Source organism: Streptacidiphilus jeojiense (assembly GCF_000719095.1).
GTDB classification, from domain to species: Bacteria; Actinomycetota; Actinomycetes; order Streptomycetales; family Streptomycetaceae; genus Streptacidiphilus; species Streptacidiphilus jeojiensis.
The window spans coordinates 21,376-45,109 of record NZ_JOEH01000034.1 but is presented as its reverse complement, the minus strand read 5'-3'; the positions used below and the strand labels follow the sequence as shown (position 1 = coordinate 45,109).

The window sequence follows — 23,734 nt, the reverse complement described above, 5'->3', positions numbered from 1 at the left end:
CGCGGGTCACGGGTTCGCTGGTCACTGGTTCGCGGGGGCGGCGGCGCCGCGGCGTCCGCCGCCGGCCGACAGGACGAGCAGCAGCAGCCAGGTGAGCACCAGGCTGACGATCGAGACGGCGACGGTCACCGGCCCCTGGCCGGCGGCGTTGCCGTTGACGATCCAGACGGCGAAGGGCACGAAGCCGAGGATCGAGGAGACGGTGAACTCCCCGAGCACCAGCGCCAGGGTGAGGAACGCGGTGTTCAGCAGCGCGCCGCGGAGGTTGGGCAGGATCACCGTGACGATGGCGCGGGTCCGCCCCGCCCCGTTGTTCTGCGCCGCCTCCAGCAGCGTGCGCACGTCCAGCGCCCGCATCCCGGCGTCCAGGGTGCGGTACGCCAGCGGCAGCGCCATCACCACGTAGGCGAGCAGCAGGATCACCGGGAAGCTGGGGTTCTGGATGTCGATCAGCAGTTGCTGGATGAAGGTGGTCTGGCCGGGGACCATGTTGTCGCTGCCCCAGCGGAGCACGCTGGTGATCCCTGCGGTGAGCGCGATCGAGGGGACGACCAGCGGCAGGGTGCAGACCAGCTCGACGAAGGTGCGCAGCCGGGGCCCGCCGAGCCGTACCGCGACGACCGCGGGGATCAGCAGCAGGTAGACCACGGCGATGGTGGCCACCGCGAGCTCCAGCGAGAGCCGCAGGGCCGGCCAGAGGCCGGCGACGCTGAAGATCTGGCTGTAGGCGCTGAGGCTGAAGCCCTTCACCGGGTCGTCGACGGTGAACAGGAAGGAGGCCAGGATCGGGACGGCGAAGTACAGCCCGAAGATCACCAGCACGGCGGCGCGGCCGAAGCGCGGCCGGCCGCGGCGGCGCGCGGAGGCCTGCTCGCCGGGGGGCGGGTCGATGGACGCCGTGAGCGTCGCCGCAGTCATACCAGCCATCGGGCGCTCCTCCGTTGCAGGGGCAGGTACACGGCCATCACCAGCACCGCGATCACCACCATGTCCAGGCTCATGGCCAGGGCCACGTTGCCGGCGTCGGCGGCCACGTTGCCGTTGAGGGCGTTGGCGATCTGAAGGGTGATCAGCGGCACCGAGGCGCCGACCATCGCGGCCGCGGTGGCGTACGCGGCGAAGGCGGTGCCGAAGAGCAGCACGAAGCCGCCCAGCAGCGAGGGCGCGAGCACCGGCAGCGCCACATGGCGCCAGTACTGCCAGGTGGTCGCGCCGTTGTTCTGGGCCGCCTCGCGCCACTGCCGGCGCAGCCCGTCCAGCGAGGGCAGCACGCTGAGCACCATCAGCGGCACCAGGAAGTAGAGGTAGACCAGGTTGAGGCCCCAGAAGGTGTAGAGGCTCCAGCCCGCGTCCTTGAGGTGCAGGTGCGTGGTCAGCACCCCGGCGTTGCCCAGGGTGGCGATGAACGCGAAGGCCAGCGGGACCCCGCCGAAGTTGGCCAGCACCCCGGAGGCGCTGAGCACGGCGTGCCGCAGCGCCTGGAACCGGGAGGTGACCACGGCCTGGGCCAGCAGCAGCCCGCCGACGGTGCCGATCAGCGCCGACATCGCGGACAGCTTGACGCTGCCGATCAGCGCGGTCAGGTAGCCGCCCTGGAGCGAGGCGCTGAGGTTGCCCGAGGTGAAGGCGGAGGGCGTGCCGGGGGTGCTGGAGGTGTTGGTGGTGAACGCACCGTAGGCCATGGCGACGGCGGGGATGCCGAAGGCCACGGCGACGAAGAGCAGCAGCGGAACGACGGCGAGGCGCCCCGCCGCCGCCCGGCGCAGCAAGCTGCCCGGACGGCGGCGGGGCGCGACGGCCCCGTCGTTGGTGGCGGGGGCGGCGGTGCTCACCCGGAGATGGCCTTCGACCAGCCGGCGGCCAGGGCGGCCTTGGCCTTGGTGATCTGGTCCTGGGTCGGGAAGGTCGGGGTGCCGCTGACCGCGGGCAGCTTGGCGGCGGCGGCCGTGTCCAGGGTGCCGGCGGTCTTCATGGCGTCCATCTCGACCGGGCGGGCGAAGCCGCCGAGGAAGAGGTTCTGGCCCTCGGTGCTGTAGAGGTACTCCTCCCACAGCCGGGCGGCGGCCGGGTGCGGCGCCCACTTGTTGATGGCCTGGTTGTAGTAGTTGGCGTACAGGCCGTCGGTCGGGACGTTGACCTGCCAGTTGATGCCCTTGGACTTGAACTCGGCGGCGTAGCCGGCGTTGAGGTAGTCCCAGTCGATGGTGATCGGGGTCTCACCGGACTCGACGGTGCTCTGCTTGGCCTGCACCGGGTTGAAGTTGCCGGCCTTCTTCAGCTTGTTGAAGAAGTCCAGGCCGGGCTGGATGTTGTCGAAGCTGCCGCCGTTGGCCAGGGCCGCCGCGTAGACGCCGGCGAAGGCCGCACCGGCCTGGGTCGGGTCGCCGTTCAGTGCGACCATGCCCTTGTACTCGGGCTTGAGCAGGTCGGCGAAGGTCTTGGGGCAGTCCTTGACCTTGGTCTCGTTGCAGCCGATGGAGACGTAGCCGCCGTAGTCGAAGGTCCAGGAGCCGTCGGCGGCGGCCTGGCCGGTCGGGATGGAGGAGAAGGTGGCGACCTTGTACGGGGCGAACAGGCCCTGCTGGGCGCCGCTGAGGGCGAAGGCGCCGCCGAGGTCCAGCACGTCGGGCGCGCGGCCCTGGCCCTTGCGGGTGGTGACGGCGTTGATCTCGTCCTGGCTGGAACCCTCGGGGTTCTCGTCGTTGATCTTGATGCCGTACTTCTTGGTGAAGCCGTCCATGATCGCGCCGTAGTTGGCCCAGTCACGAGGAAGGGTGATCGCGTTCAGCGTCCCCTCCTTCTTGGCGGCCGCGACCAGGGCGTCCATGCCCCCGAGGTCGGCCGCGGAGGTCGCGGTGGCAGCGCTCTTGGTACCGGCCGTGGAACCGGCTGCAGCGGTCTTGGAGGTCGAGGAACCACAGGCGCTGACAGCGAGCGCTGCGGCCACCAGGACGCCGGTGAGGGCGGCGGCCCGGGTACGGGAGGGGGTCACGAGGTCTCCTGACGAGGCGTCTGAAAGGCGAGACTTGTTTGGACAAGCTGGTGACAGTACGCCCGAGGATGATGACCGCATGGTTAACACGACGTAGACACTTGCGCTCCTCTGGCTGTCGTTATCCCGCCTGCCGGACCGGTGTTTCACGTCCCGTGCAGGTAACGGTACGATCACGCAGTCGGCCGCCCCAGGGCGGCGCTGGCGCCCCTCCGGTGACAGCACTGTGCACAATCCAACCGCACTGAAATGGAGGTTCACACGGTGGCAGCACGCCACGAGGAGATCGCCGAGGAGCTCCGCCGCGCGATAGACCGCGGCGAGTACCCCGTCGGCGGGACCCTTCCCACCGAGAGTGACCTCGCCGCCCGCTACGAGGTGTCCCGGGGCACGGTCCGCCAGGCCGTCGCCGCACTGACCTCCGAGGGCCGGATCGGCTCCCGGCAGGGGGCCCGCCGGGTGGTCCTCGGCAACCGGCGCAGCCAGAGCTTCGCCGAGCTGCGCAGCTTCGCCCAGTGGGCCAGGGCGATGGGGCGCACCGCCACCGGGCGGGTGATCGAGCAGTACCGCCGCCCGGCCACCGCCGAGGACGTGGAGCGGCTGCTGATCCCGCCGGGCTCGGACGTGCTCCAGGTGCTCCGGGTGCGCGGTCTGGACGGCGAGCCGGTGCTGGTCGAGCGCAACGCCTACCCGATCTGGGTGGCCGAGGCGGTGGAGCGGCTGCCCGCGGACTGCGAGTCCGTGGTCCAGGCCCTCTACGACGACATCGGCATCATCTTCGCCTACGGCGAGCACACCATCGACGCCGTCGCCGCCGGCACCCAGGACGCCGAGCTGCTGGGCATCCGCCGGGGCGGACCGCTGCTGCGGATCCGCCGCACCACCACCACCCATGCCGGGCGGCCGATCGAGTGGTCCGACGACCGCTACCGGCAGGGCTCGGTCAGCTTCGCCGTGGCCAACTCCATCGGCTCCAACCCGCTGGCCCGGCACGTGGGTTGACGTACGGTCAACTACCGGTCGTGCCGGACGGGTTGGTCTTGGTGGTGACCGGCCGGTCGTTCTGGATCTCGTCGAAGAGGGTCGCCGAACCGCTGGACGACCACAGCACCGCCGAGGCCCCGCTGGGGGTGGTGTAGTCCTGGGTGGCCAGCGGCACCGTCACGGTCTTCCCGCCCGAACCGCTGACCTGGTACATCTGCCGGCCGAACTGGGCCAGCGTCCACATCCCGGTGCCCTGGTCCACGGTCAGCGAGTCCAGGGCGGCGTTCAGGAACGGGTAGAGCGTGAACGGGTTCAGCCAGGTGCCCGGTCTGACCACCTGCTTGGCCATGGCCTGCAGGAACTGCTGCTGGTTCTGGATCCGGCTGAGGTCCGAGTCCGGCAGCGAGTAGCGGGTGCGCACCAGCTGCAGCGACTGGGTGCCGTTCAGGGTCTGGCAGCCCGCCTTGAGGTCGGCGCCCGACCGGGAGTCCACCACCGGCGCCGACAGGCAGATCGGCACCCCGCCCAGCGCGTTCACGATGTTCACCACCCCGGTGAAGCCGACCTCGGTGTAGTGGTCCAGGTGGATGCCGGTGGTCGTCTCCACGGTCTTCACCAGCAGCTGCGGACCGCCGGAGGCGAAGGCGGCGTTGATCTTGTCCTTGTGCGCGGCGTGCGCGGTCCCGCCGCTGTCCGTGTACGCGGGGATGGTGACGTAGGAGTCGCGCGGGATGCTCATCAGCACCGGGCCGTTGGAACCCTTGTGCAGCACCATGATGGTGTCGGTGTTGACCCCGGTGTCGGAGCCCACGTGCAGCTCCTGCTGCTGCTGTTTGCTCAGCCCGGCCCGGCTGTCCGAACCGACGATCAGCCAGTTGGTGCCGGGGCCGTTCGCCGGGCGCCCGCTGTAGTCGGTGATCGCGGCCACCTTGGTGAGCCTGCCGTCGGCCCAGATCCAGGTGCCGGCCACGACCAGCAGCACCAGCACCACCAGCACTCCGAGCGCCAGCAGCAGGGTCTTCCAGCGGCTGCGCCGCCGCTTCGGCCCGCCCGCGGCCTTCCGCCGGCCCCGCCTCCCGGCCCGGTAGGCGCCGCCGGCCGAGGGGTCGGCCTGCTCCTTGGGCACCCCGCCGAGTCTGGCGGCCTGCGCGCGCGGCGACAGCTCGGGCGGCAGGGGGTCCTCGGGGCTGGTCATGATCCGATCATCGGCCCCGGTCGGACGAAAGCGCGCGCGGCGCACGGCGGTGGGCCGCACATTGGCCCGTCCGCCGTACGCCCCGCGCGCCGGTCCGCGTTCGTCCCCCGCCCGTCCGCGACCGCCGGTCTCAGCTGGAGAAGGTCGGCACCGTGGTGTCGTTCTTGAAGGCGTCGAAGACCTGCTTCGCCTCGGTCATGTTCCACTTCACCGCGTCGCCGTCGGCCGGGGTCGGGTAGTTGGCGTTGGCGATCGGCACGGTGATGGTCTTGCCCTTGCCGCCCTTGACGTCCTTCATCGCGAAGAACATCGAGCCCAGGTCGGTGAGCCCGGTGTTGTTGTCCACGGTCAGCAGCGACAGGCCGCTGTCCAGGGTCGGGTAGAGGGTGAACGGGTTCAGCAGCGTGCCCGCCGAGGTCGCCTTGTGCGACAGCGCGGCCAGGAACTGCTGCTGGTGCTGCATCCGGGCCAGGTCCTGGGTGGCCTCCTGGTGCCGCTCGCGGACGAAGGCGAGCGCCTGCGCGCCGTTCAGGGTCTGGCAGCCGGCCTTGAGGTTGGCGCCCGACGCCTTGTCGACGATCGCCTTGTCCAGGCACATGTCGATGCCGCCGAGGTCGTTCACCACGTTGACGAAGCCGGAGAAGCCGATCTCGGCGTAGTGGTCGATGCGGATGCCGGTGTTGTACTCCAGCGTCTGCACCAGCAGCGCGCCGCCGCCCTCGGCGAAGGCCGCGTTGATCTTGTGCTTGGCGGCGCTGTGCTTGACGCCCTTGCTGTCGGTCCAGGCCGGGATGGTGACGTAGGAGTCGCGCGGGATGCTCATCAGCGTGTTCCCGTTGGAGCCCTCGTGCAGGATCATCATCGAGTCGGTGCGCGCGCCGGTGTCGTACCCGGTGTGCAGCGCCTGCTGCTGCGCCTTGGTCAGGCCCTGGCGGCTGTCCGAGCCGATGACCAGCCAGTTGGTGCCCTTGCCTGCGGCCGGGCGGCCGGCGTAGTCGACCAGCACATTGCTGTGGGTCAGCTTGGAGTCGGCCCAGAAGTAGGTGCCGACGCTCACCACCAGCAGCGTCAGCACCACTGCGAACAGGGTGAACCTGATCTTGCGGCTGCGGGACCACTTGCGCCGTCCGGAGCCCGGGCCGGTTCCGGCGCCGTTGCCGCCGCGCCCCGGCCCGCCGGGACCGGTGGAGCGCCCGGGACCGCGCGGGTCCAGCTCCGGCGGCAGGCCGGAACCGGGCGAGCCCTGCTTGCCGTAGGAGGGCTGGCCCCCGTACGACGGCTGCTGCTGTTGCGGCACGGGCCGGCCGACCTGCTGCCCCCCGGACCGGCGGCCGGCGCCGGGACCGCGCGGGTTGAGCTCGGGCGGCAGCGGCTGCTCGCCCTGGCTCTGCGCCCGGGGAGCCCCGGGCCAGCCGTAGCCGCCGCCCGGGTAGCCCGACCCGCCCTGCCCGGCCCGGCCGTCCTGGCCCGGCCGGCTGGTGCGGGTCTCCCAGCCGCTGATGTCGCCGGCGTCCCGGCGTCCGCCGGTCCCGTTGTCCCACCCGTCGTGCGTCGTCATACGCCAGAGGATGCCCTGTTTTGCTGTCCGTCAGGGGCGGAGAAGGTCGATTTGGGCAGGCTGTAGCAGTTTTGATGCACGTCGGTGAAGGGTCCGTGGCGCTGTCCCGGGGATCAGGTGCAGACCACGGTGTCACCGCGGGTGGCGGCGATCGGCGGCGCACCGGTCGGGGCGGCGGTCGGGGCGGCGCTGCTCGCGACCGGCGCGGGGGTGGTCGCCTTCGGCACGGGCACCTTGGCGACACCGGTGAAGTCCTTCCCCAGCACCACCTGCATGGTGCCGCCGAGCCCGGCCACCGGCACCAGCTGGGCGCCAGGCAGCGCGGCGGCCAGGGTGCGCACCGACTCGTCCCAGCGCGGGTCGTACCGGACCACGGTCCGTGCCGCGGCGTCCGGCCCGGGGGCGTTGCTGGCGTAACCGCTGGTGGCGAAGCCCTCGGCGCGCAGCAGCCGGTCCGCCCTGGCGCCGAGGCCGGCCACCCCGGAGCCGTTCTGCACCTGCACCCGGACCCGCCCGGGCGGGACGGTCGGCTGCGCCTCGGCCTTCCCGCCCGCCGCCGAGCCCGCCGACGAGGGCGACCGGGACGGCCTGGGGGCCGGCGGCGTCAGCGGCCGGTCCTCGCGCAGCGCCGTGAACAGCGCGGCGGCCCGCGGCTTGTCCCACAGCACGGTGGAGCCCCAACCGGGCACCACGTGGTTGAGGTCCGCCAGCGGCACGGTCGCGAAGGAGGCGGAGGAGGGCCGCAGGTCCTTCATCCGGGTGGCCAGGGCCAGCAGGTCCTTGTCGCTGAGCCCCTCGTCCGCCTTGACCGAGGCCAGCACCGAGGAGAGCACCCGCTGCAGCCGCAGCGGGTTGAGCAGCGTCCCGGAGCCGGTCGCCTGCTGGATGACCTGGGCGACGAACTTCTGCTGGCGCTGCATCCGGCCCAGGTCGGCGGTGGGGTCCACATAGCGGGCACGGACGTACTTCAGCGCCGTCGCGCCGTCCAGCCTGGTCGTCCCGGCGGGGAGGTCGAGCCCCGACTTGGGGTCGTGCAGCGGCCGGTCGGTGCAGACCGGTACCCCGCCCAGGGCGTCGACGGTGGAGACGAAGCTGAGGAAGTTGAGCTGGAGGTAGTGGTCGATGCGCAGCCCGGTGGCCTGCTCGACGGTCTCCACGGTCAGCGGCGGCCCGCCCATCCCGTAGGCGGCGTTGATCTTGCCCATGGACTCCGGCACCGGCTGCCGGGTGGCCAGGTCCTGGTGGGCCGGGATGTCGACGTAGCTGTCGCGCGGGATGCTGACCACGCTGGCGCCGTCCCCGGAGGCGGACAGGTGCACCAGCATCATGGTGTCGGTGCAGTGGCAGGCCTCCCCGCCGGCGTGCAGCGACTGCAGGATCCGCTCGGGCACGCCGTCCCGGTCGTCGGTGCCCACCACCAGGATGTTCATGGCGTCGTCGTCGGCCGGGCGGTGGGTCAGCCCGCCGAAGACATTGACCCGGCCGATGGAGTCGCCCACCCCGCTGACCACGGCGCGGCCGATCCCGCTGGTGGCCAGCACCGCGCAGGACAGCGCCGAGGCGGTCCACAGCACCCGCCGGCGCAGCGGCGAGGCGGCGGTGCGGGCTGGTTTCCGGGGATCGGCAGGCATCCTTCGGATCGTAGGACGGGACGGGCGGCGCACCGCGCAGCACCGCCGGGGTGTCGTCGCTGTCCCCCCGTCAGGTGAATTCATTCTGATGATGTGACCATTCCGCTGCCGGGGTTCGGCGCAGCCCGGCGCCCGACGGTACGGTTGGCCGCATATGAACGCCAACGCCGCCTCCAGCGCCTCCGGGGCGCAGCCGCTGCCGCCCGTATCAGTGATCATGCCGGTGCTCGACGAGTCCCGGCACCTGCGTGACGCCGTCCGGGAGATCCTCGCCCAGGACTACCCCGCCCCGATCGAGGTGGTGATCGCCCTCGGACCGTCGAAGGACGACACCGACCGGATCGCCGCCGAGCTGGTGGCGGAGACCGCGGGCAGCGACCGCGAGGTGCGGACCGTCGCCAACCCCAGCGGCCGTACCCCTGCGGCGCTCAACGCCGCGATCCGCGGCTCCCGCTTCCCGGTGGTGGTCCGGGTCGACGGCCACGGCCTGCTCACCCCCGGTTACATCGCCACTGCGGTGCGGCTGCTGGACGAGAAGGGCGCCGCCAACGTCGGCGGGATCATGCACGCCGAGGGCGAGACCGCGTGGGAGAAGGCCGTCGCCGCCGCGATGACCTCCCGGATCGGCGTCGGCAACGCCGCCTTCCACACCGGCGGCGAGGCCGCCCCGGCCGACACGGTCTACCTCGGGGTGTTCCGCCGTACGGTGCTGGAGCGGCTCGGTGGCTACAACGAGGAGTTCCTCCGGGCCCAGGACTGGGAGCTGAACTACCGGATCCGTCAGGACGGCGGCCTGATCTGGTTCACCCCCGAGCTGCGGGTCACCTACCGGCCGCGTCCCAGCGTGCGCGCGCTGGCCCGGCAGTACCGCGACTACGGGCGCTGGCGCCGGGTGGTCTCCCGCTACCACAGGGGCTCGGTCAACCTGCGCTACCTGGCCCCGCCGGCCGCGCTGCTGGGCGTGGTCCTCGGCCTGGTCGGCGGCGTGCTGCTGCACCCGCTGCTGTTCGTCGCCCCCGGCGGCTACGCGGCGATGATCCTGCTGGGGTCGCTGCGCGAGGGGCGCGGGCTCCCGCTCGCGTCCCGCGCCCAACTGCCGCTGGCCCTGGCCACCATGCACATGTCCTGGGGGTGGGGCTTCCTGACCAGCCCCCGCTCGCTGGCCCGCCGCGTCATCGCCAGCGCCGTCCCGGTGGCCGGTGCGGTCGACAGCTGGGGCGCGGCAGCGCGCTGAGGCTCCGTCAAAGCTTGGGCTGCGACGGCGGAGTGCTGCCCTTCCACTGGTAGTTGGGCATGACGTTCATACAGCCGCTGTTGTCGTCGGCGTTCTTGGCGTGCGAGTCGGTCGGCACCGACCCCTGCTTGGGCAGGGTGGTGCGGAAGTCGTCACCGCTGGGCCAGTCCAGGCCGATGTCCAGGGTGACCCCGGTGGCGTCGGCCGACTGCTTCAGCGCCCCGGCGGTCAGGTGCAGCGCCGTCGCCACCTCCGTGGCCTGGGCCTTCAGCGCGGCGGGGTAGGTCAGCGTGCTGGTCTTCGCGGCCGTGGCCGGGCTGTTGCCGACCTTCGACCCGGTGAAGCCTAGGCCCTTGAGCGCGGTCACCATGCCGGAGGCGCGGTTGTCGAAGCTGCCGCCACTGGCGTTGACCACGGTGACCGTGAAGCTGCCCTTGGCGGGCGGCGGGGTCGCGCTCTTGGACGGGGCAGGCGAGGGCGTCGCCGAAGCCGATGCCGATGCGGCGGGGGAGGCCGTGCTGCCGTCCAGCGGGATGTCGTTGGCGATCATCGAGAAGAGGTGCTGGGCCTTGACGGGTTCGGGCACCAGCCAGGCCGTGGGGTTCTTCGGATCCGCGATGTACGGCATGGTCACCGACTCGATCCGGTCCGTCTTCACCCCCTTGAGCTGGTCCGCCAGCCCCAGCAGCTTGGTGACGCTGTTGAGGTTGTCCGAGAAGATGATGCTCTTGATCGCGCTCTGCGCCAGGCTCAGCATCTTGCCCGGGTCGGTCACCGTCCCGTTCGAACGCAGGGTCCGGATCAGCGAGTTGAGGTACATGTGCTGGGCGTCGGCGCGGCCGATGTCGCTGCCGTCCGGGGCGAAGGCGTGCCGGGTGCGCAGCCACTCCAGTGACTGCATCGAGTTGAGCACGATGTGCTTGCCCGCGGCCAGGATCAGGTGCGAACCCTGGTCGTGCAGACCGGTCTTGTCGCGGTAGACGTAGTTGTCGTCGATGTTCTGGGCCAGGCAGACCGGGACGCCGCCGACGGCGCCGGCCATCTTCACCACCCCGCTGAAGTCCACGGTCATCGTGTCGGTGATGGAGATGCCGGTCAGCTGCTCCACGGCGGCCTCGGTGCAGCCCGCGCCGCCGCGGCCGAAGCTGGAGTTGATGATGTAGTGCACCGGCGCGTACCTGGTGCCGTTGCTGCCCGTGCACGCCGGTATGTCGGTGTCGGTGTCGCGGGGGATGCTCAGCATGGAGGCGTTGCTGCGGTCGGCGGAGACATGCAGGATGATCTCCACGTCCGCGTTGCCGGGGCCGCTCTCGTCGCAGGAGCCGCCGAGTGCGCAGTCCTCCGCGCTGCTGCGGGTGTCCGTTCCTATCAGCAGGATGTTCAGCGGGGTGTGGCCGCTGGCGTCGGCCTTCGGCGGCGGGAGTTTGTGATCGCCTGCGAAGTGGCTGGTCCTGATATTCCCGTTGAGGTACGAGACATAGGCGAAGGCGGAACCCGCTCCGAGTACCAGAATTCCGGCACTTCCGTACGCTGTGTACTTCAGTATTCGTTTTCGGCCGGTCGCTTTCGCCCGGCCGGGCCGTCCGCGCCGCCCCGAACCTGCGGCCTTGCGGGCTGCCGCCCGACCTCCCCAGGGTTCCTCCTGGCCTCCTCGGCCGGTCGATGACGACGATTGTGCATTTCGACCGGAACGGCCGTTTTCTGGCGACAAGGGACAGCACACCCCCGCAATTGTGATGGCGCGGCCCGCTGCACCCCCGGTGCGGAGCCTGACGGCCTACTTCACCCCCGGTAGCCGCTGGGGATCGACTCTATCCATTCGTGATCTGTCGTCCAGCTGTCGAGGTTCTGAGAATGGGAATCCGGACAGTTCTGGAACATTTCGTCACCATGCGTAAACGGGGTTCACCTTTGCGCATTTGCTCTGGTCCCCGCTCTGCTGCGCCGCGGTGGTCGGTACCGCGCCGGCGGAGGGGGTGGCCACGGCCGGGAAGGTGCTGCCGGTCGGCCAGTCGGAGCCGACCACCAGCAGCGGCTGCGCCGCCGTCGCCGACTCGTGCAGGTCCGCGGCGGGCAGGTGCAGGGCCCTGGCGACCAGTTGGGCCCCGGCCAGGTCCGCGGAGGGGTAGCTCAGGGTGGTGCTGTGCTGGTGCTCGGGCGCGTTGAGGCCGTTGCGGGTGCGGGTGAAGCCCTTGGCCCGCAGGGCGGAGGTGAGCGCGGTGGCCCGGCCGGCGATGCCGCTGCCGTTCTGCACGGTGAGGTGCACCTCGGCCGGGACCGCGGGGGCGGCCGGGGCGGCGCTCGGCGCGGGCGGGGGCGATGCGGGGGCGGAGGCCGAGACAGAGGCCGAGGCGGAGGCCGTGCCCGCCGGGGCGCCGTGGGCGTCCAGCGGGATGTCGCCGCGCACCATCGAGAACAGCCGCTCCGCGTCGCCCGGCATCGGGATCACCCAGGCCCTGGGGTTGCTCGGGTCCTCGGCGTAGGGCATGGTCACCGTGGTCAGCCGGTCCGGCTGCAGCCCCTTCAGCTGGTCGGCGAGCCCGGCCAGCCTGCCCACGCTGTCCAGCCCGTCGTCCACGGTCAGTGCCTTGGTGGCGGCGTCGGCCAGCGAGAGGATCCGGCCCGGGTCGGTGAGCGTCCCGGCCGAGCGCAGCTGGCGCAGCAGCGAGGTCAGGTACATGTGCTGGACCTGGGTCCGGTAGAGGTCGCTGCCGTCCCCGAAACCGTGCCGGGTGCGCAGCCACTCCAGCGCCTGGACGCCCTTGACGACATGGGTGCCCCTGGTGAGCCGCAGGTGCGAGTACGGGTCGGCCACGTTCCCCAGGGTGCAGACCGGGACCCCGCCCACCGCGTCGGCCATGCTCACCACGCCGCCGAAGTCGACCATCATGTAGTGGTCGATGTGAATGCCCGTCAACTGGTGCCAGGTGTAGACGGTGCAGCCGGGGCCGCCGTGCGACAGGCTGTCGGTGATCTGCTCGTGCGGCGACTCGGGGTAGGTCTTCCCGGTCGCCGGGTCGGTACAGGCCGGGATGTCGACCATGGTGTCGCGCGGGATGCTGATCAGCGAGGCGTTGCTGCGGTCCGCCGAGACGTGCAGCAGGATCTCCACGTCGGCGTGGACCGGTCCGCCGACGCTGGCCCGGGCCCCGCCCAGGGAGAGGTCGGCGGCGGTGTCCCGGGTGTCCGAACCGATCATCAGGATGTTCAGCGGGGTGTGCCCGAAGGCGTCCTGGGAGGCGGCGCCCTGGTCGCCGAAGCTGAGCGCACCGTGCTTGATGTTGCTGTCCAGGTACTGCACGTAGCCCCAGGCGCAGCCCGTCCCGATCAGCAGCAGCAGGGCGCAGCCCAGTGCGATCCGGCGGATCCGTACCTGCGGGCGTTCGGGCCGGCACCTGCGTCGCCGTCCCTGGGGTTCGGCCCGGCGGCGGCGGTTGCCGGTCTGGTTGCTGCCTGGCTGGTTGCTGCTCATCGGCGGTGGCCTGCCTTCGTGCTCGGGCGTCTGCGCCCGGTGCGCACCGGGCTAATGGCTGCCGCAGGCCGCCTTCGTCTGACTGCCGGCAGCGGCTGCGGGGGAGGGGGCCGCGAACGGCTTGCCTATGCCGTGGAAGTCCTGACCCAGCGTCAGCACCATGGGGTCGCGCAGGCCGGTGGTCTTCCCGTCGCCGTGCAGTGCGGACGCGGGCAGGCCCATCGCCGCGGCCACGGTGCGGGCCTGGCTGACGTGGTTGGGCGCGTACACCAGGGTGGTGGTCGGCGTCCGGTCCGCGGGGCCGCCGTTGCTGGTGCGGAGCCACTTCTCGGTGTTCTGCATCCAGCTGAGCACGGTCTCGGCCTCGCCGAGGACGCCGCTGCCGTTCAGCACGGTCACCCGGGTGTCCAGCGCGGCGGCCTTCTCCCCGGCCAGGAAGCTGCCGGAGACGGCGGGTTCGGCCACCGGGACGGCGGCCCTGGTCGGCGCTGCGGAACAGGTCGCGCTCGGGCTCGCGGCGGCGCTGCCGGTCGCCGCGGCCTGGGCGGAGCCGCTGTGGGCGTTCGCGGCCAGCACGTAGATGCAGCCTCCGCCCACGGCCAGCAGGAAGCAGGCCACCCCGGCCAGCCAGGGTCCGCTGCGTGCCTGCTGCCGACGCCGGGCGGCCCGGCGGGGGCCGACGGGCGGCTGCTCCGGACCGGCCCCGGGTACGGGTGCGGCTGCCTGTGCGGACGTGGGCACCGGCGCCGGCCGGGGCGCTGCGGGCGGTGGCAGCTCGCCGGGCAACCGCATCCGGTACTCGCCGGTCGCCGGATCCAGGACCCAGAGGTCGGCCGGGTCGACGGCTCCGACGCCGTCGGAGCTGTCGAAGCCGGGATCCGCTCCGGTCCCATGGCCCCTCTGCACGTGCCGCTCCGCTCTGCTCCGCTCAGCATTCTTCCGAGTCGGCCACACTAGCCGGTCTGTTCGTGGGGGTGGTGCGAAGGGAGGTGAGAGTGGTCAGGATGATGCGCAGATGTCCTGGTTTGCGGTACGTCCGGTGAAGGTCGGTCCGGGTGTCGCGGAGGACGGTGCGGCACTGGCGGAGGCCGATCCGGTTGCCCTGCCCTGCACCCCGGCCGCGGCGGCTCGGGACGCGGAGGCGGAAGGGGATGTGGACGGGGAGGCGGACGCGGACGGGGAAGCTGACGCGGAGCCGTCGGTCGCCCCGGAGACCTGTACCGGCTCGTCGTTCCTGATCCGGGCGAACAGTTGGTCCGCCTCGGGCTGCTGGAACTGGTCCCGGTTGGAGTCGTTGACGTACGGCTCCCTCGGTGCGGTGAGCAGCACCAGCTTGTCGCTGGGCAGGTCCTTGAGGCTGGTCGCCAGGTCGTACAGCTTGCCGACGGTGTTCAGGCCGGGGTCGACGGTGATGGCCGAGGTTGCCGCGTCCAGCAGCGGGTACAGCTTGGTCGGGTTGAAGAGCACCCCGTTGCTCTCCACCTTCTGCACCAGCGAGGAGAGGAACTGCTGCTGGCGGCCGATCCGCTCGGTGTCGCTGCCGTCGCCGATGGTCTCCCTGGCCCGGACGAACCCCAGGGCCTGGTTCCCGTTGATGGTCTGCCGTCCGGCCGGCAGCACCAGGTGCGAGTCGGGGTCGTTGACCGGCTTCGCCAGGCAGACCTGGACCCCGCCGACGGCGTTGACCATGTTCTTGAAGCCGTTGAAGTCCACCACCATGAAGTGGTCGATCCGGATCTTGGTGAGGTTCTCCAGGGTGCGGATGGTGCAGGCGGTGCCGCCGAACTCGAACGCCCAGTTGAACTGGGCGAACTGGGCCTTGGTACGGCTGCCGTCGGCGAGCTGGCAGGCGGGGATCTGCACCATGGCGTCGCGCGGGATGCTCATCGCGACCGCGCTCTTACGGTCCTGGGACAGGTGCAGCAGGATCGTGGTGTCGGACCGGGCGGTGCCGTTGGGGTCGCCGTAGGCGCTGTTCGCGCCGTCCCTGCTGTCCGAGCCGATGATCAGTATGTTCTCGGCGTTGTAGGCGACCGGGGCCACGGTGGGGCGCAGGGCCGGCGGTCCGAGCAGCTTCTCGGTGGTGGTGTCGGTGTGGATGTTGTGGTTGAGCTTCCGGTAGCCGAGCCACACCGTCACCGAGGCCCCGACCAGCACCAGGCCCAGACCCAGCGCCACCCAGCGGACGATGCGCCAGCGGCGGCGGTGGTGGCGGTACGGGATCGCCGAGGCACCCGGGTCGGTCCCCTCCGCACCGTCCTCGACCCCGGAGGGCGGATTCTGATCCTGTTCGTCCCCAGGACTCTCGGGCACCGGCGAACCACCCCCATGCAGAACAGAACGTGCGTTCACCTGTCAGACGCGCGAACGGTGCAGGTAGTTGCACAGTTTCTCCATGATCACCGCAGAACCCGACGATCATGCCGCAGACGGCACGCCGACTGCTCCGAAAGGGCGGCGGGCCCGCGCCGAATGGTCCACTCCGGGGGGAGGGCGGACCGTCAGCTGATCCTGCGGGTCACCCGCTCCGACGCCATCCGCTGCTCCAGCACCTCGTCCGCCAGCTTCTCGCTGTTGCGGCACAGCACCACCGAACCGCCCGCCGCCAGCGGCGCCAGCAGGCCGCCGCCGAGGCCGGCCCAGTCGTCGAAGGACAGCGTGCTCAGCACCCGGTCGCCGGGGCCGAGCTCCAGCCGGGCCGCCTGCTCGGCGGCCAGCGACACCACCTGGGCCCCGGTCAGCTGCTCGCCGTCGATCACCAGGGCCGGACGGTCCGGGTCCACCGGGGCGTAGGGGACGAACCGGTCGCCCTGGGCCGGCACCTCGGCCGCGTAGTCCAGGAACCCGGCCGGCAGTTCGGGGAAGCGCCCGCCCAGCGGCCGCAGCGCCAGCGCCACCCGCTCACCGGGGCAGGCCAGCGCCTGCTCCAGGGTGTCGGGTCCGCTCACCACCAGCGAGGCCTCGGCCGGATCGCCGCCCGGGAGCACCGTCAACCCCACCGACCAGCAGGCGAACAGCCAGATGGCGGTCTGCCAGTGCGCGGGCAGCAGCAGCGACGCCCGGTCGTCCGGGGCCGCGGCGAGATCGTCCTGCAACAGATTGGCGGTCTTCGCCACCCAGTTGTCGAAGGTCTTGACGGAGAGTTCGACTCTCTCGCCGGTCGCGTCGTCGTAGTAGGTGATCAGTGGACGGGCAGGGTCGGTCGCGAGGGCGGAGCGCAGCAGATCGGCGGGGGTCTCTGCGCCGCTGAGGGGTGTCTGGCTCATGGTGGTGCTCAGCCTATGCCCTGGGGATCGCGAGATTGCGACCCCATCCAGCACCGGTCGGAGAAACCCGGTCAGGAAACGACAACCTCTGCTAGCTCCGCAACCTCGCTCCCCACCCCCGCCACACCCCGTACCCTGGCGGGATGCGTACGGACGAGGCTGCTGAGGCCCAGCGGGTCTGGCGTCCGGAAGGGGCGCTCGATGTCGCCGGCACGCTCGGGGTGCTGAGGTTCGGTCCGCGCGACCCCGCCTACCGGCGCACTCCGGACGGCGCGCTCTGGCGCTGCTCGCGCACCCCCGGCGGGCTCGGCACGCTGCGAGTGGCCGGCACCCCGACCGAGGTCGAGGCCAGGGCCTGGGGCCCCGGCGCCGACTGGCTGCTGGACCGGCTGCCGGCGCTGCTCGGCGCCGAGGACGACCCCTCCGGCTTCGACCACTGCGGCAACGCCCTGCTCCGCGAGGCGCACCGGCGCAACCCCGGGCTGCGGATCGGCCGCACCGGGCTGGTCATGGAGTCCCTGGTGCCCGCGGTGCTCGGCCAGCGGGTCACCGTCGGCGAGGCGCACGACGCCTGGCGCACCCTGCTGCTGCAGCACGGCGCGCCGGCGCCGGGACCGGCGCCGGCCGGGATGCGGATCATCCCGTCCGCCCGGGACTGGGCCGTGATCCCGTCCTGGGAGTGGCACCGCGCCGGCGTCGACGGCAAGCGCTCCGCCGCGGTGGTCCGCGCCGCGAGGCTGGCCGCCCGCCTGGAGCAGGCCTCGGTGCTGCCGACCCCGGAGGCCACCGCGCTGCTCACCGCGGTCCCCGGCATCGGTGTCTGGACCGCCGCCGAGACCCTGCAGCGCAGCAACGGCGACGCCGACGCGGTCACCGTCGGCGACCTGCACCTGCCCAACACCGTCGGCTGGGCCCTGGCCGGGCGCGAACGCAGCGACGACGCGGTGATGCTGGAACTCCTGGAGCCCTACCGCGGCCACCGCCACCGCGTCTGCCGACTCCTCCGCGCCGCGCGCCTCCGCGCGCCCCGGCATGCACCGCGGTACGCCCCGATCGACTACCGAGGGATCTAGGGTGCGGCGTGTGCATGGCTGGTCGCGCAGTTCCCCGCGCCCCTGCACGTTTGCAACTGGCCCAGTTGCAGCCCCCTAGGGGCGCGGGGAACTGCGCGACCAACCCACCACAGCCCGCACCCGAAGTCCCGTCAGGAACCTGCTTCAGCGCACCTCGATGAACGCCGCCTCATCCCGCCGAGCCCGCTCCGCCGCGCCCCCCGCGGGGTGTCCCACGGCGACCGCCCCCATCGGATCCCACCCGTCCGGCAGCGCCAGCACCCCCCGCACCACGTCCCGGCAGAACATCGTGGAGGACACCCACGCCGTCCCCAACCCCTCTCCCGCCAGCGTGACCAGCAGATTCTGCACCGCGGCGCCCATCGCCACCACGAACATCTCCCGCTCCGCGGCCGCCCGGCCGGCGTCGGGATAGTCGTGCGAGCCGTCCATCACCAGGCAGGGCACCACCAGGTACGGCGCATTGCGCAGCACATCGCCCCGGCGCACCCGGGTCGCCACCCGCTCCTCGCTCCAGCCGTCGAGCTCCCGGAGGTCCCGGTTCCAGGCCGCGAGCATCGCGTCCAGCAGCCGGGTCCGCACCTCCGCGCTCTCCAGCAGCACGAACCGCCACGGCGTGGTGTGGTGCGGCGCCGGCGCGGTCACCGCCGCCGCCACCGCCCGCCGCACCGCGGCGCCGTCCACCGGCTCCGCCGTGAACGTGCGCACCGTACGGCGCCCGAACACGGCCTCCCGCACCGCCTCCGAGGTGCCCAGCCGGAACATGTCCTCGGCCGCGCTGCGGATCATCGGGCGGACGCCAGCGCCGTCCTGCTCCGTCACCAGCCGGCCCAGGCCGCGGACCACGGCCACCGGGAGGCCGCCGGCCTTGCCCTTGACCAGGTCGGCCGCGGCCGCCAGTTCGTCGGCGGTGGCGGTGACCGTCATCGACAGTTCGTTGCCGTGCGAGTCCAGCCGGCCGCGGTGGTCCTCCAGCACGTCGATCCCGGCCGCGCCGATCGCGACGTCCGTCAACCCGTTCCGCCAGGGTCGCCCGAAGGTGTCGGTGACCAGCACCGCCACCCGACGGCCCGTCAGTTCGCCGACCCGCTTGCGCAGCGCCCGGGCCGAGGCGTCCGAGTCCTCCGGCAGCAGCAGCACGGTCCCGGCCGGGGTGTTGGAGGCGTCCACCCCCGCCGCGGCCATCACCATCCCCTGCCGGTTCTCCACGATCCTGGTCCGTCCGCGCCGGGCGACCACCCGCACCGTCTCGGCGTCGATCGCGGCCTCCCGGTCGTCGGCCCGCACCGTCCGGCCCTCGGCCTTGCTGACCACCTTGGACGTCACCAGCAGGACGTCGCCGTCCGCCAGGGTGTCGCCCACCGCCGCGGCGACCAGCTCGCCCAGGTCGTCGCCGGCCGCGATCTCCGGCAGGCCCTCGACCGCCCACACCCGCAGCGCCGTCACCGGGCCCGCACCGCCTCCGCGAACGCCAACGCCTCCCGCGCCATGGCCGCGCTGGCGTCCACGTCCGTCATCCACAGCGGCACCGCACGGCACGGGATCCCGGCGGCCTCGACCTCGGCCACCGCTCCGGCGTCCGACTCGTCCACCAGCCACCCGTCCAGGAGTTCGCTGCCGTAGTGCCCGGCCACCGCGGCGGCGGAGGTCTCCACGCCGACCGCGGCCAGCACCTTGTCCGCCATCCCGCGCACCGGCGCCCCGCCGATGATCGGCGAGAGCCCGATCACCGGGGCCTGCGCCGCGACCACGGCCTGCCGGATCCCGGGCACCGCCAGGATCGTCCCCACGCTCACCACCGGGTTCGACGGCGGCAGCAGGATCACGTCCGCCTCGGCGATCGCCTCCAGCACCCCCGGCGCCGGGGTCGCCGTCTCCGCACCTACCGGAATGATCGCCAGGGCCGGCACGGTGGCATGGTGCTTCACCCAGTACTCCTGGAAGTGCACCGCCTTGCGCTCCCCGTCGATCTCGGTCAGCACATGGGTCTCCACCCGGTCGTCCGACATCGGGATCAGCCGCACCCCCGGCTGCCACCGGGCGCACAGCGCCTCGGTGACCGCGCTCAGCGGGTACCCGGCGCCCAGCATCTGGGTCCGCACGATGTGCGTGGCGAAGTCCTTGTCCCCGAGCCCGAACCACTCGGGCCCGACCCCGTACGCCTTCATCTCCTCCTTGATGGAGAAGGACTCACCGGCCCGGCCCCAGCCCTGCTCCTCGTGGATGCCGCCGCCGAGGGTGTACATCACGGTGTCCAGGTCGGGACAGACCTTCAGCCCGAACAGATGGATGTCGTCGCCGGTGTTGCCGACGACGGTGATCTCCCCTCCCTGGACCGCCTGCTTCAGCCCGCGCAGAAAGCGCGCGCCCCCGATTCCTCCGGCCAACACCACGATGCGCATGGCGCCATCCTCGCAGGTACCTCTGACGATCCCCTTACGTGACCCCGCGGCGCACCCCGTCGCGCCCGCCCGGGTCCTAGCGTCGGCGGCATGGATGTCCTCCTCACCGGCGGCGCCGGTTTCATCGGTTCCGCCGTCGCCACCGCCCTCACCTCGGCCGGCCACCGCGTCCGCGTGCTGGACGCGCTGCTGCCCGCCGTCCATCCGACCCGGCAGCCGCCGCCGTTCCCCGACGGGGTCGAGTTCGTCCGCGGCGACGTACGCGACCGCGCCACCGTGGACGCGGCCCTCGACGGGGTGTCAGCCGTCTGCCACCAGGCCGCCATGGTCGGCCTCGGCCTCGACTTCGACGACGCCCCCGAGTACGCCGGCTGCAACGACCTGGGCACCGCCGTGCTGCTCGCCGCCATGGCCAGGGCGGAGGTGACGCGGCTGGCCCTGGCCGGATCCATGGTGGTCTACGGCGAGGGCCGCTACCGCTGCCCCGAGCACGGCGACGTCGCCCCCGGACCGCGCCGCCCGGCCGACCTCGACGCCGGCCGCTTCGAACCCCCGTGCCCGCGCTGCGGCGCCACCCTCACCCCGCACCTGGTGGACGAGACCGCGGCCGCCGACCCCCGCAACGTCTACGCCGCAACCAAGCTGGCCCAGGAGCACCTGGCCTCCGCCTGGGCCCGCGCCACCGGCGGCAGCGTGATCGCGCTGCGCTACCACAACGTCTACGGCCCCAACATGCCCCGGGACACCCCCTACGCGGGGGTGGCCTCGATCTTCCGTTCCGCCCTGGCCCGCGGCGAGGCCCCGCAGGTCTTCGAGGACGGCGCCCAGCGCCGCGACTTCGTCCACGTCGCCGATGTGGCCTCGGCCAACGCGGCGGCGCTGGCCGAGCTGACCCGGTGCGGTCCGGGCCACTTCCGGACCTACAACGTCGGCAGCGGCACCGTGCACACCATCGCCGACATGGCCGGGGCGCTGGCCGAGGCCGCCGACGGCCCCGCGCCCGTCGTCACCGGCCGGTACCGCCTGGGCGACGTCCGCCACATCACCGCGGACTCGCGCCGGCTGCGCGAGGAACTGGACTGGCAGCCGCAGATCTCCTTCGAAACCGGCATGAAGGAGTTCGCGACCGCCCCGCTCCGGTCCTGACCGGGCAGGACCGACCTGCTCCGGGCCCCTCGGAACGGCCCTGTCGGCGAGCGGATCTCAGCCGCCCGCCGGCAGGGCGATCTCGAAGCAGCAGCCGCCCATCACGTTGTGCACCGAGGCTCGGCCGGCGTGCGCCTCCACGATCCCGCGCACGATCGCCAGCCCCAGCCCCGCGCCGGTGTCCCCGTGGTGCTGCACGGCTCCGCCCTGCACCGTCCCGCCCCACGGGGCACGGGGGGTCCGGGCGCTGCCGCTGCGCCACCCGGTCTCGAAGACCCGGGCGAGGTCCTGCTCGTCGATGCCGCCGCAGCCGTCGGTGACGGACACCACGACCTCCCGCTCGTCCCGCCGGGCCGCCACCGCGACGGTCCCGTCCGCCGGGGTCGACCGGATGGCGTTTATCAGCAGATTGCCCAGCACCCGGGTGATCTCCCGGCTGTCCACCTCCACCGGCGCCGGCGCCACATGGCCGCCGATCAGATGGACCCCGCGCTCCTGCGCCAGCGGGTACGCCCCGGCGATGGCATCGCCCACCAGGTCGTAGACGGACACCCGGGACAGGCTGAGGGTCAGCGCCCCGGCCTGGATCCGCGACAGCTCGAACAGGTCGTCGACCATCCCGGTGAGCCGGTCGACGTCGATCCGCATCCGCGCGTGGTACCGGCCCGGGTCGTCGGCGACCCCGTCCTCCAGGGCCTCGGCCATGGCCCTGAGCCCGGCCAGCGGTGTGCGCAGGTCGTGCGAGATCCAGGCGATCAGCTCGCGCCGTGAGTGCTCCAGGGCCCGCTCGCGCTGCCGGGACTCGGCCAGCCGCGCGCTGGTCGCCTGCAACTCCGAACTCAGCGCCGACAGTTCGGAGTTCAACGGAGCGGCCGGGGCGGTGAAGCCCTCGTCGCTGCCGACCGTGCGGGCGGCGCGGGCGAGGGCCCGGCTGCCGACGACCACCTGCCGGCTGAGGAACGCCGCGACGATCAGCGAGACCACGCAGCCCATGCCCAGGATGATGGTCACCACGACGTAGTCGTGCTTGTCCAGCAGCATGGCCTGGGCGACCGCCACGGTGCTCGCGGTCAGCGAGGCCGCGGTCACCAGGGCGACGGTGAACAGCGACAGCGCCAGCGACCGCCGGCGCAGCAGCACCACGGCGGGCCAGCCCAGCAGCCCGGCCGAGGCGGCGCCGAGCGCGGCGTAACAGGCCATCGTCACGTAGTCGTTCATGCCGCAGCCTCCACGACCGGGTCGAAGCGGTAGCCCACGCCCCACACCGTGGTGATCAGCTGCGGGGCGGCCGGATCGTCCTCGACCTTCTCCCTGAGCCTGCGCACATGGACCGTCACCGTCGACATGTCGCCGAAGTCCCACCCCCACACCTTGTTCATCAGCTCCTCGCGCCCGAAGGCGGTGCCGGGGTGCTGCACCAGGAAGGCCAGCAGGTCGAACTCCCGCAGCGTCAGCGTCAGCTCCCGCCCGGCCCGGTGCGCCCGCCGCGCGGACGGGTCCAGCACCAGGTCCCCGGCCTGCACCGGAGCCGTCGGCTCGGCCGCCTCCGCGGTGCCGGGCGTTCCGGCCGTCCCGGACGCCGAGGACGCCGCGCTGCGCCGCAGCACCGACTGGATCCGCAGCACCAGCTCGCGCGGCGAGAAGGGCTTGGTGACGTAGTCGTCCGCGCCCAGCTCCAGTCCGCTGATCCGGTCCTGCTCGTCCCCCTTGGCGGTCAGCATGACGATCGGCACCCCGCGGGCGCCGGGGTCGGCGCGCAGCCGTCGGCAGACCTCCAGGCCGTCCATCTCGGGCAGCATCAGATCCAGCACGACCAGATCGGGCCTGCCGGCGGTGGCCTGCGCCAGGGCGGCCACACCGTCGGCAGCGCGCTCGACCGAGTAGCCGGCGTGGTGCAGATAGCGGGTGACGACCTCGGCGACGGTGGGGTCGTCGTCGACAACCAGAATGCGGGAAGGGGACACAGGTCGAGGGTAGAAGGCTCCGGGCCGTGCCGACCGGGTTCGGACGGACGGCGTAGGACTTCCGTAAGGATCCATTGAGGCATTTGTCCCCCTTGTCGCTCATACCGTGAGCGCCATGACCAATCCTCATCAGCCCCTCCAGGCAGCCGCCCCTCGGGTAGATGTCGTGCTGCCCTGCCTCGACGAGGCGGAGGCCCTTCCCTGGGTCCTCGACCGGATGCCGCCGGGATTCCGGGCGATCGTCGTGGACAACGGTTCGAGTGACGGTTCCGCGGAACTCGCGCGCAGTCTCGGCGCCCTGGTGGTCCCCGAGCCCCGGCGCGGCTTCGGCGCCGCCTGCCACGCCGGGCTGCTCGCCGCCACGGCGGAGTACGTCTGCTTCTGCGACTGCGACGCCTCGCTGGACCCGGCCGAACTGCCGTCGCTGCTCGATCCGGTCCGCGACGGTACGGCGGACCTGGTGCTGGGGCGCCGCCGCCCCACCGCGCGCGGGGCGTGGCCGCTGCACGCCCGGCTCGCCAACGCCGAACTGGCGCGGCGGCTGCGGGCCCGCACCGGCGCGCCGCTGCACGACCTCGGGCCGATGCGGGTCGCCCGCCGGCGACGGCTGCTGGACCTCGGACTGGGCGACCGGCGGTCCGGCTACCCCCTGGAGATGGTCCTCGGGGCCGCGGCCGCCGGCATGCGGATCGCCGAGCGGGAGGTGGCCTACCGTCCCAGGGCGGGCCGCTCCAAGGTCACCGGCACCCTGCGCGGCACCCGGCAGGCGGTCCACGACATGGGCGCCCTGCTGGCGGCCCCGGCGCCGACGCTGCTG

At 72.4% G+C, this 23,734-nt stretch carries 19 protein-coding genes and 1 pseudogene; 5 read left to right on the top strand and 15 right to left on the bottom strand.

Annotated features, from left to right (window positions below):
• Positions 1 to 21: 21 nt before the first annotated feature.
• The 3 genes from IF29_RS0135175 to IF29_RS0135165 are packed head-to-tail and all read right to left on the bottom strand — an operon-like array spanning position 22 to position 2,992.
• The gene (locus IF29_RS0135175; protein ID WP_084715400.1) at positions 22 to 927 is read right to left on the bottom strand and encodes an ABC transporter permease; all 906 of its coding nucleotides are present in this window, start codon (positions 925 to 927) and stop codon (positions 22 to 24) included.
• Positions 915 to 1,832 (bottom strand): ABC transporter permease, encoded by a 918-nt coding sequence (locus tag IF29_RS0135170; RefSeq protein ID WP_051726443.1) that lies wholly within the window; start codon positions 1,830 to 1,832, stop codon positions 915 to 917. Before IF29_RS0135170 ends, IF29_RS0135175 begins: the two co-directional genes overlap by 13 nt.
• Positions 1,829 to 2,992 (bottom strand): ABC transporter substrate-binding protein, encoded by a 1,164-nt coding sequence (locus IF29_RS0135165; protein WP_030264125.1) that lies wholly within the window; start codon positions 2,990 to 2,992, stop codon positions 1,829 to 1,831. The genes IF29_RS0135170 and IF29_RS0135165 overlap by 4 nt, the downstream gene beginning before the upstream one ends.
• 264 nt (positions 2,993 to 3,256) lie before the next feature.
• Here IF29_RS0135165 and IF29_RS0135160 point away from each other — a divergent pair, with 264 nt between their 5' ends.
• On the top strand, positions 3,257 to 3,994 hold the full coding sequence (locus tag IF29_RS0135160; protein WP_030264123.1) for a GntR family transcriptional regulator: 738 nt from the start codon (positions 3,257 to 3,259) through the stop codon (positions 3,992 to 3,994).
• Between the two features lie 7 nt (positions 3,995 to 4,001).
• Here the strand turns inward: IF29_RS0135160 and IF29_RS0135155 are convergent, their stop codons facing one another.
• From IF29_RS0135155 to IF29_RS0135145, 3 genes are all read right to left on the bottom strand, one after another.
• Positions 4,002 to 5,171: an LCP family protein gene (locus IF29_RS0135155; RefSeq protein WP_037597778.1), complete on the bottom strand. Its 1,170-nt coding sequence runs from the start codon at positions 5,169 to 5,171 to the stop codon at positions 4,002 to 4,004.
• Positions 5,172 to 5,301: 130 nt separating this feature from the next.
• Positions 5,302 to 6,729, bottom strand: a complete 1,428-nt coding sequence (locus IF29_RS0135150) for an LCP family protein (RefSeq protein WP_084715399.1) — start codon at positions 6,727 to 6,729, stop codon at positions 5,302 to 5,304.
• Between the two features lie 113 nt (positions 6,730 to 6,842).
• Positions 6,843 to 8,360 carry an LCP family protein gene (locus IF29_RS0135145; protein ID WP_063757684.1) on the bottom strand — a complete coding sequence of 506 codons (1,518 nt, stop codon included), beginning with the start codon at positions 8,358 to 8,360 and terminating at the stop codon, positions 6,843 to 6,845.
• Between the two features lie 154 nt (positions 8,361 to 8,514).
• Here IF29_RS0135145 and IF29_RS0135140 point away from each other — a divergent pair, with 154 nt between their 5' ends.
• Positions 8,515 to 9,594: a glycosyltransferase family 2 protein gene (locus tag IF29_RS0135140; RefSeq protein ID WP_037597775.1), complete on the top strand. Its 1,080-nt coding sequence runs from the start codon at positions 8,515 to 8,517 to the stop codon at positions 9,592 to 9,594.
• A 7-nt stretch (positions 9,595 to 9,601) separates the two neighbouring features.
• Here the strand turns inward: IF29_RS0135140 and IF29_RS0135135 are convergent, their stop codons facing one another.
• From IF29_RS0135135 to IF29_RS0135115, 5 genes are all read right to left on the bottom strand, one after another.
• Complete coding sequence (locus IF29_RS0135135; RefSeq protein WP_051726442.1) at positions 9,602 to 10,882, bottom strand: LCP family protein; 1,281 nt, start codon at positions 10,880 to 10,882, stop codon at positions 9,602 to 9,604.
• Between the two features lie 597 nt (positions 10,883 to 11,479).
• A complete protein-coding gene (locus IF29_RS0135130) occupies positions 11,480 to 13,066 on the bottom strand; it encodes an LCP family protein (protein ID WP_030264089.1) in 1,587 nt (528 codons plus the stop codon).
• 51 nt (positions 13,067 to 13,117) lie between these two features.
• Positions 13,118 to 13,972 carry a LytR C-terminal domain-containing protein gene (locus IF29_RS0135125; RefSeq protein ID WP_051726441.1) on the bottom strand — a complete coding sequence of 285 codons (855 nt, stop codon included), beginning with the start codon at positions 13,970 to 13,972 and terminating at the stop codon, positions 13,118 to 13,120.
• A 93-nt stretch (positions 13,973 to 14,065) separates the two neighbouring features.
• Positions 14,066 to 15,379, bottom strand: coding sequence for an LCP family protein (locus IF29_RS0135120; protein WP_037597773.1), 1,314 nt, complete (start codon positions 15,377 to 15,379; stop codon positions 14,066 to 14,068).
• 188 nt (positions 15,380 to 15,567) lie between these two features.
• Positions 15,568 to 16,332 (bottom strand): TIGR03089 family protein, encoded by a 765-nt coding sequence (locus IF29_RS0135115; RefSeq protein ID WP_030264077.1) that lies wholly within the window; start codon positions 16,330 to 16,332, stop codon positions 15,568 to 15,570.
• A 143-nt stretch (positions 16,333 to 16,475) separates the two neighbouring features.
• Between IF29_RS0135115 and IF29_RS0135110 the strand changes: the two genes are divergently transcribed.
• Complete coding sequence (locus IF29_RS0135110; protein ID WP_030264075.1) at positions 16,476 to 17,405, top strand: DNA-3-methyladenine glycosylase family protein; 930 nt, start codon at positions 16,476 to 16,478, stop codon at positions 17,403 to 17,405.
• Between the two features lie 144 nt (positions 17,406 to 17,549).
• Here IF29_RS0135110 and IF29_RS0135105 read toward each other — a convergent pair whose 3' ends face one another.
• Together IF29_RS0135105 and cofD are read right to left on the bottom strand one after the other, a co-directional pair.
• Positions 17,550 to 18,851 carry a coenzyme F420-0:L-glutamate ligase gene (locus tag IF29_RS0135105; protein ID WP_030264073.1) on the bottom strand — a complete coding sequence of 434 codons (1,302 nt, stop codon included), beginning with the start codon at positions 18,849 to 18,851 and terminating at the stop codon, positions 17,550 to 17,552.
• Positions 18,848 to 19,807 carry a 2-phospho-L-lactate transferase gene (gene cofD, locus IF29_RS0135100; RefSeq protein WP_030264071.1) on the bottom strand — a complete coding sequence of 320 codons (960 nt, stop codon included), beginning with the start codon at positions 19,805 to 19,807 and terminating at the stop codon, positions 18,848 to 18,850. Before cofD ends, IF29_RS0135105 begins: the two co-directional genes overlap by 4 nt.
• Positions 19,808 to 19,897: 90 nt before the next feature.
• Between cofD and IF29_RS0135095 the strand changes: the two genes are divergently transcribed.
• Complete coding sequence (locus IF29_RS0135095) at positions 19,898 to 20,953, top strand: NAD-dependent epimerase/dehydratase family protein (protein WP_030264067.1); 1,056 nt, start codon at positions 19,898 to 19,900, stop codon at positions 20,951 to 20,953.
• Between the two features lie 57 nt (positions 20,954 to 21,010).
• Here IF29_RS0135095 and IF29_RS0135090 read toward each other — a convergent pair whose 3' ends face one another.
• On the bottom strand, positions 21,011 to 22,171 hold the full coding sequence (locus IF29_RS0135090) for a sensor histidine kinase (RefSeq protein ID WP_030264064.1): 1,161 nt from the start codon (positions 22,169 to 22,171) through the stop codon (positions 21,011 to 21,013).
• Positions 22,168 to 22,992, bottom strand: coding sequence for a response regulator transcription factor (locus IF29_RS0135085; RefSeq protein ID WP_084715397.1), 825 nt, complete (start codon positions 22,990 to 22,992; stop codon positions 22,168 to 22,170). The genes IF29_RS0135090 and IF29_RS0135085 overlap by 4 nt, the downstream gene beginning before the upstream one ends.
• Positions 22,993 to 23,032: 40 nt before the next feature.
• On the opposite strand from IF29_RS0135085, the pseudogene IF29_RS48130 reads away from it, so the two are divergent.
• Positions 23,033 to 23,731 (top strand): annotated as a pseudogene (locus IF29_RS48130) (glycosyltransferase family 2 protein); the annotation flags it as partial.
• Positions 23,732 to 23,734: the final 3 nt, after the last annotated feature.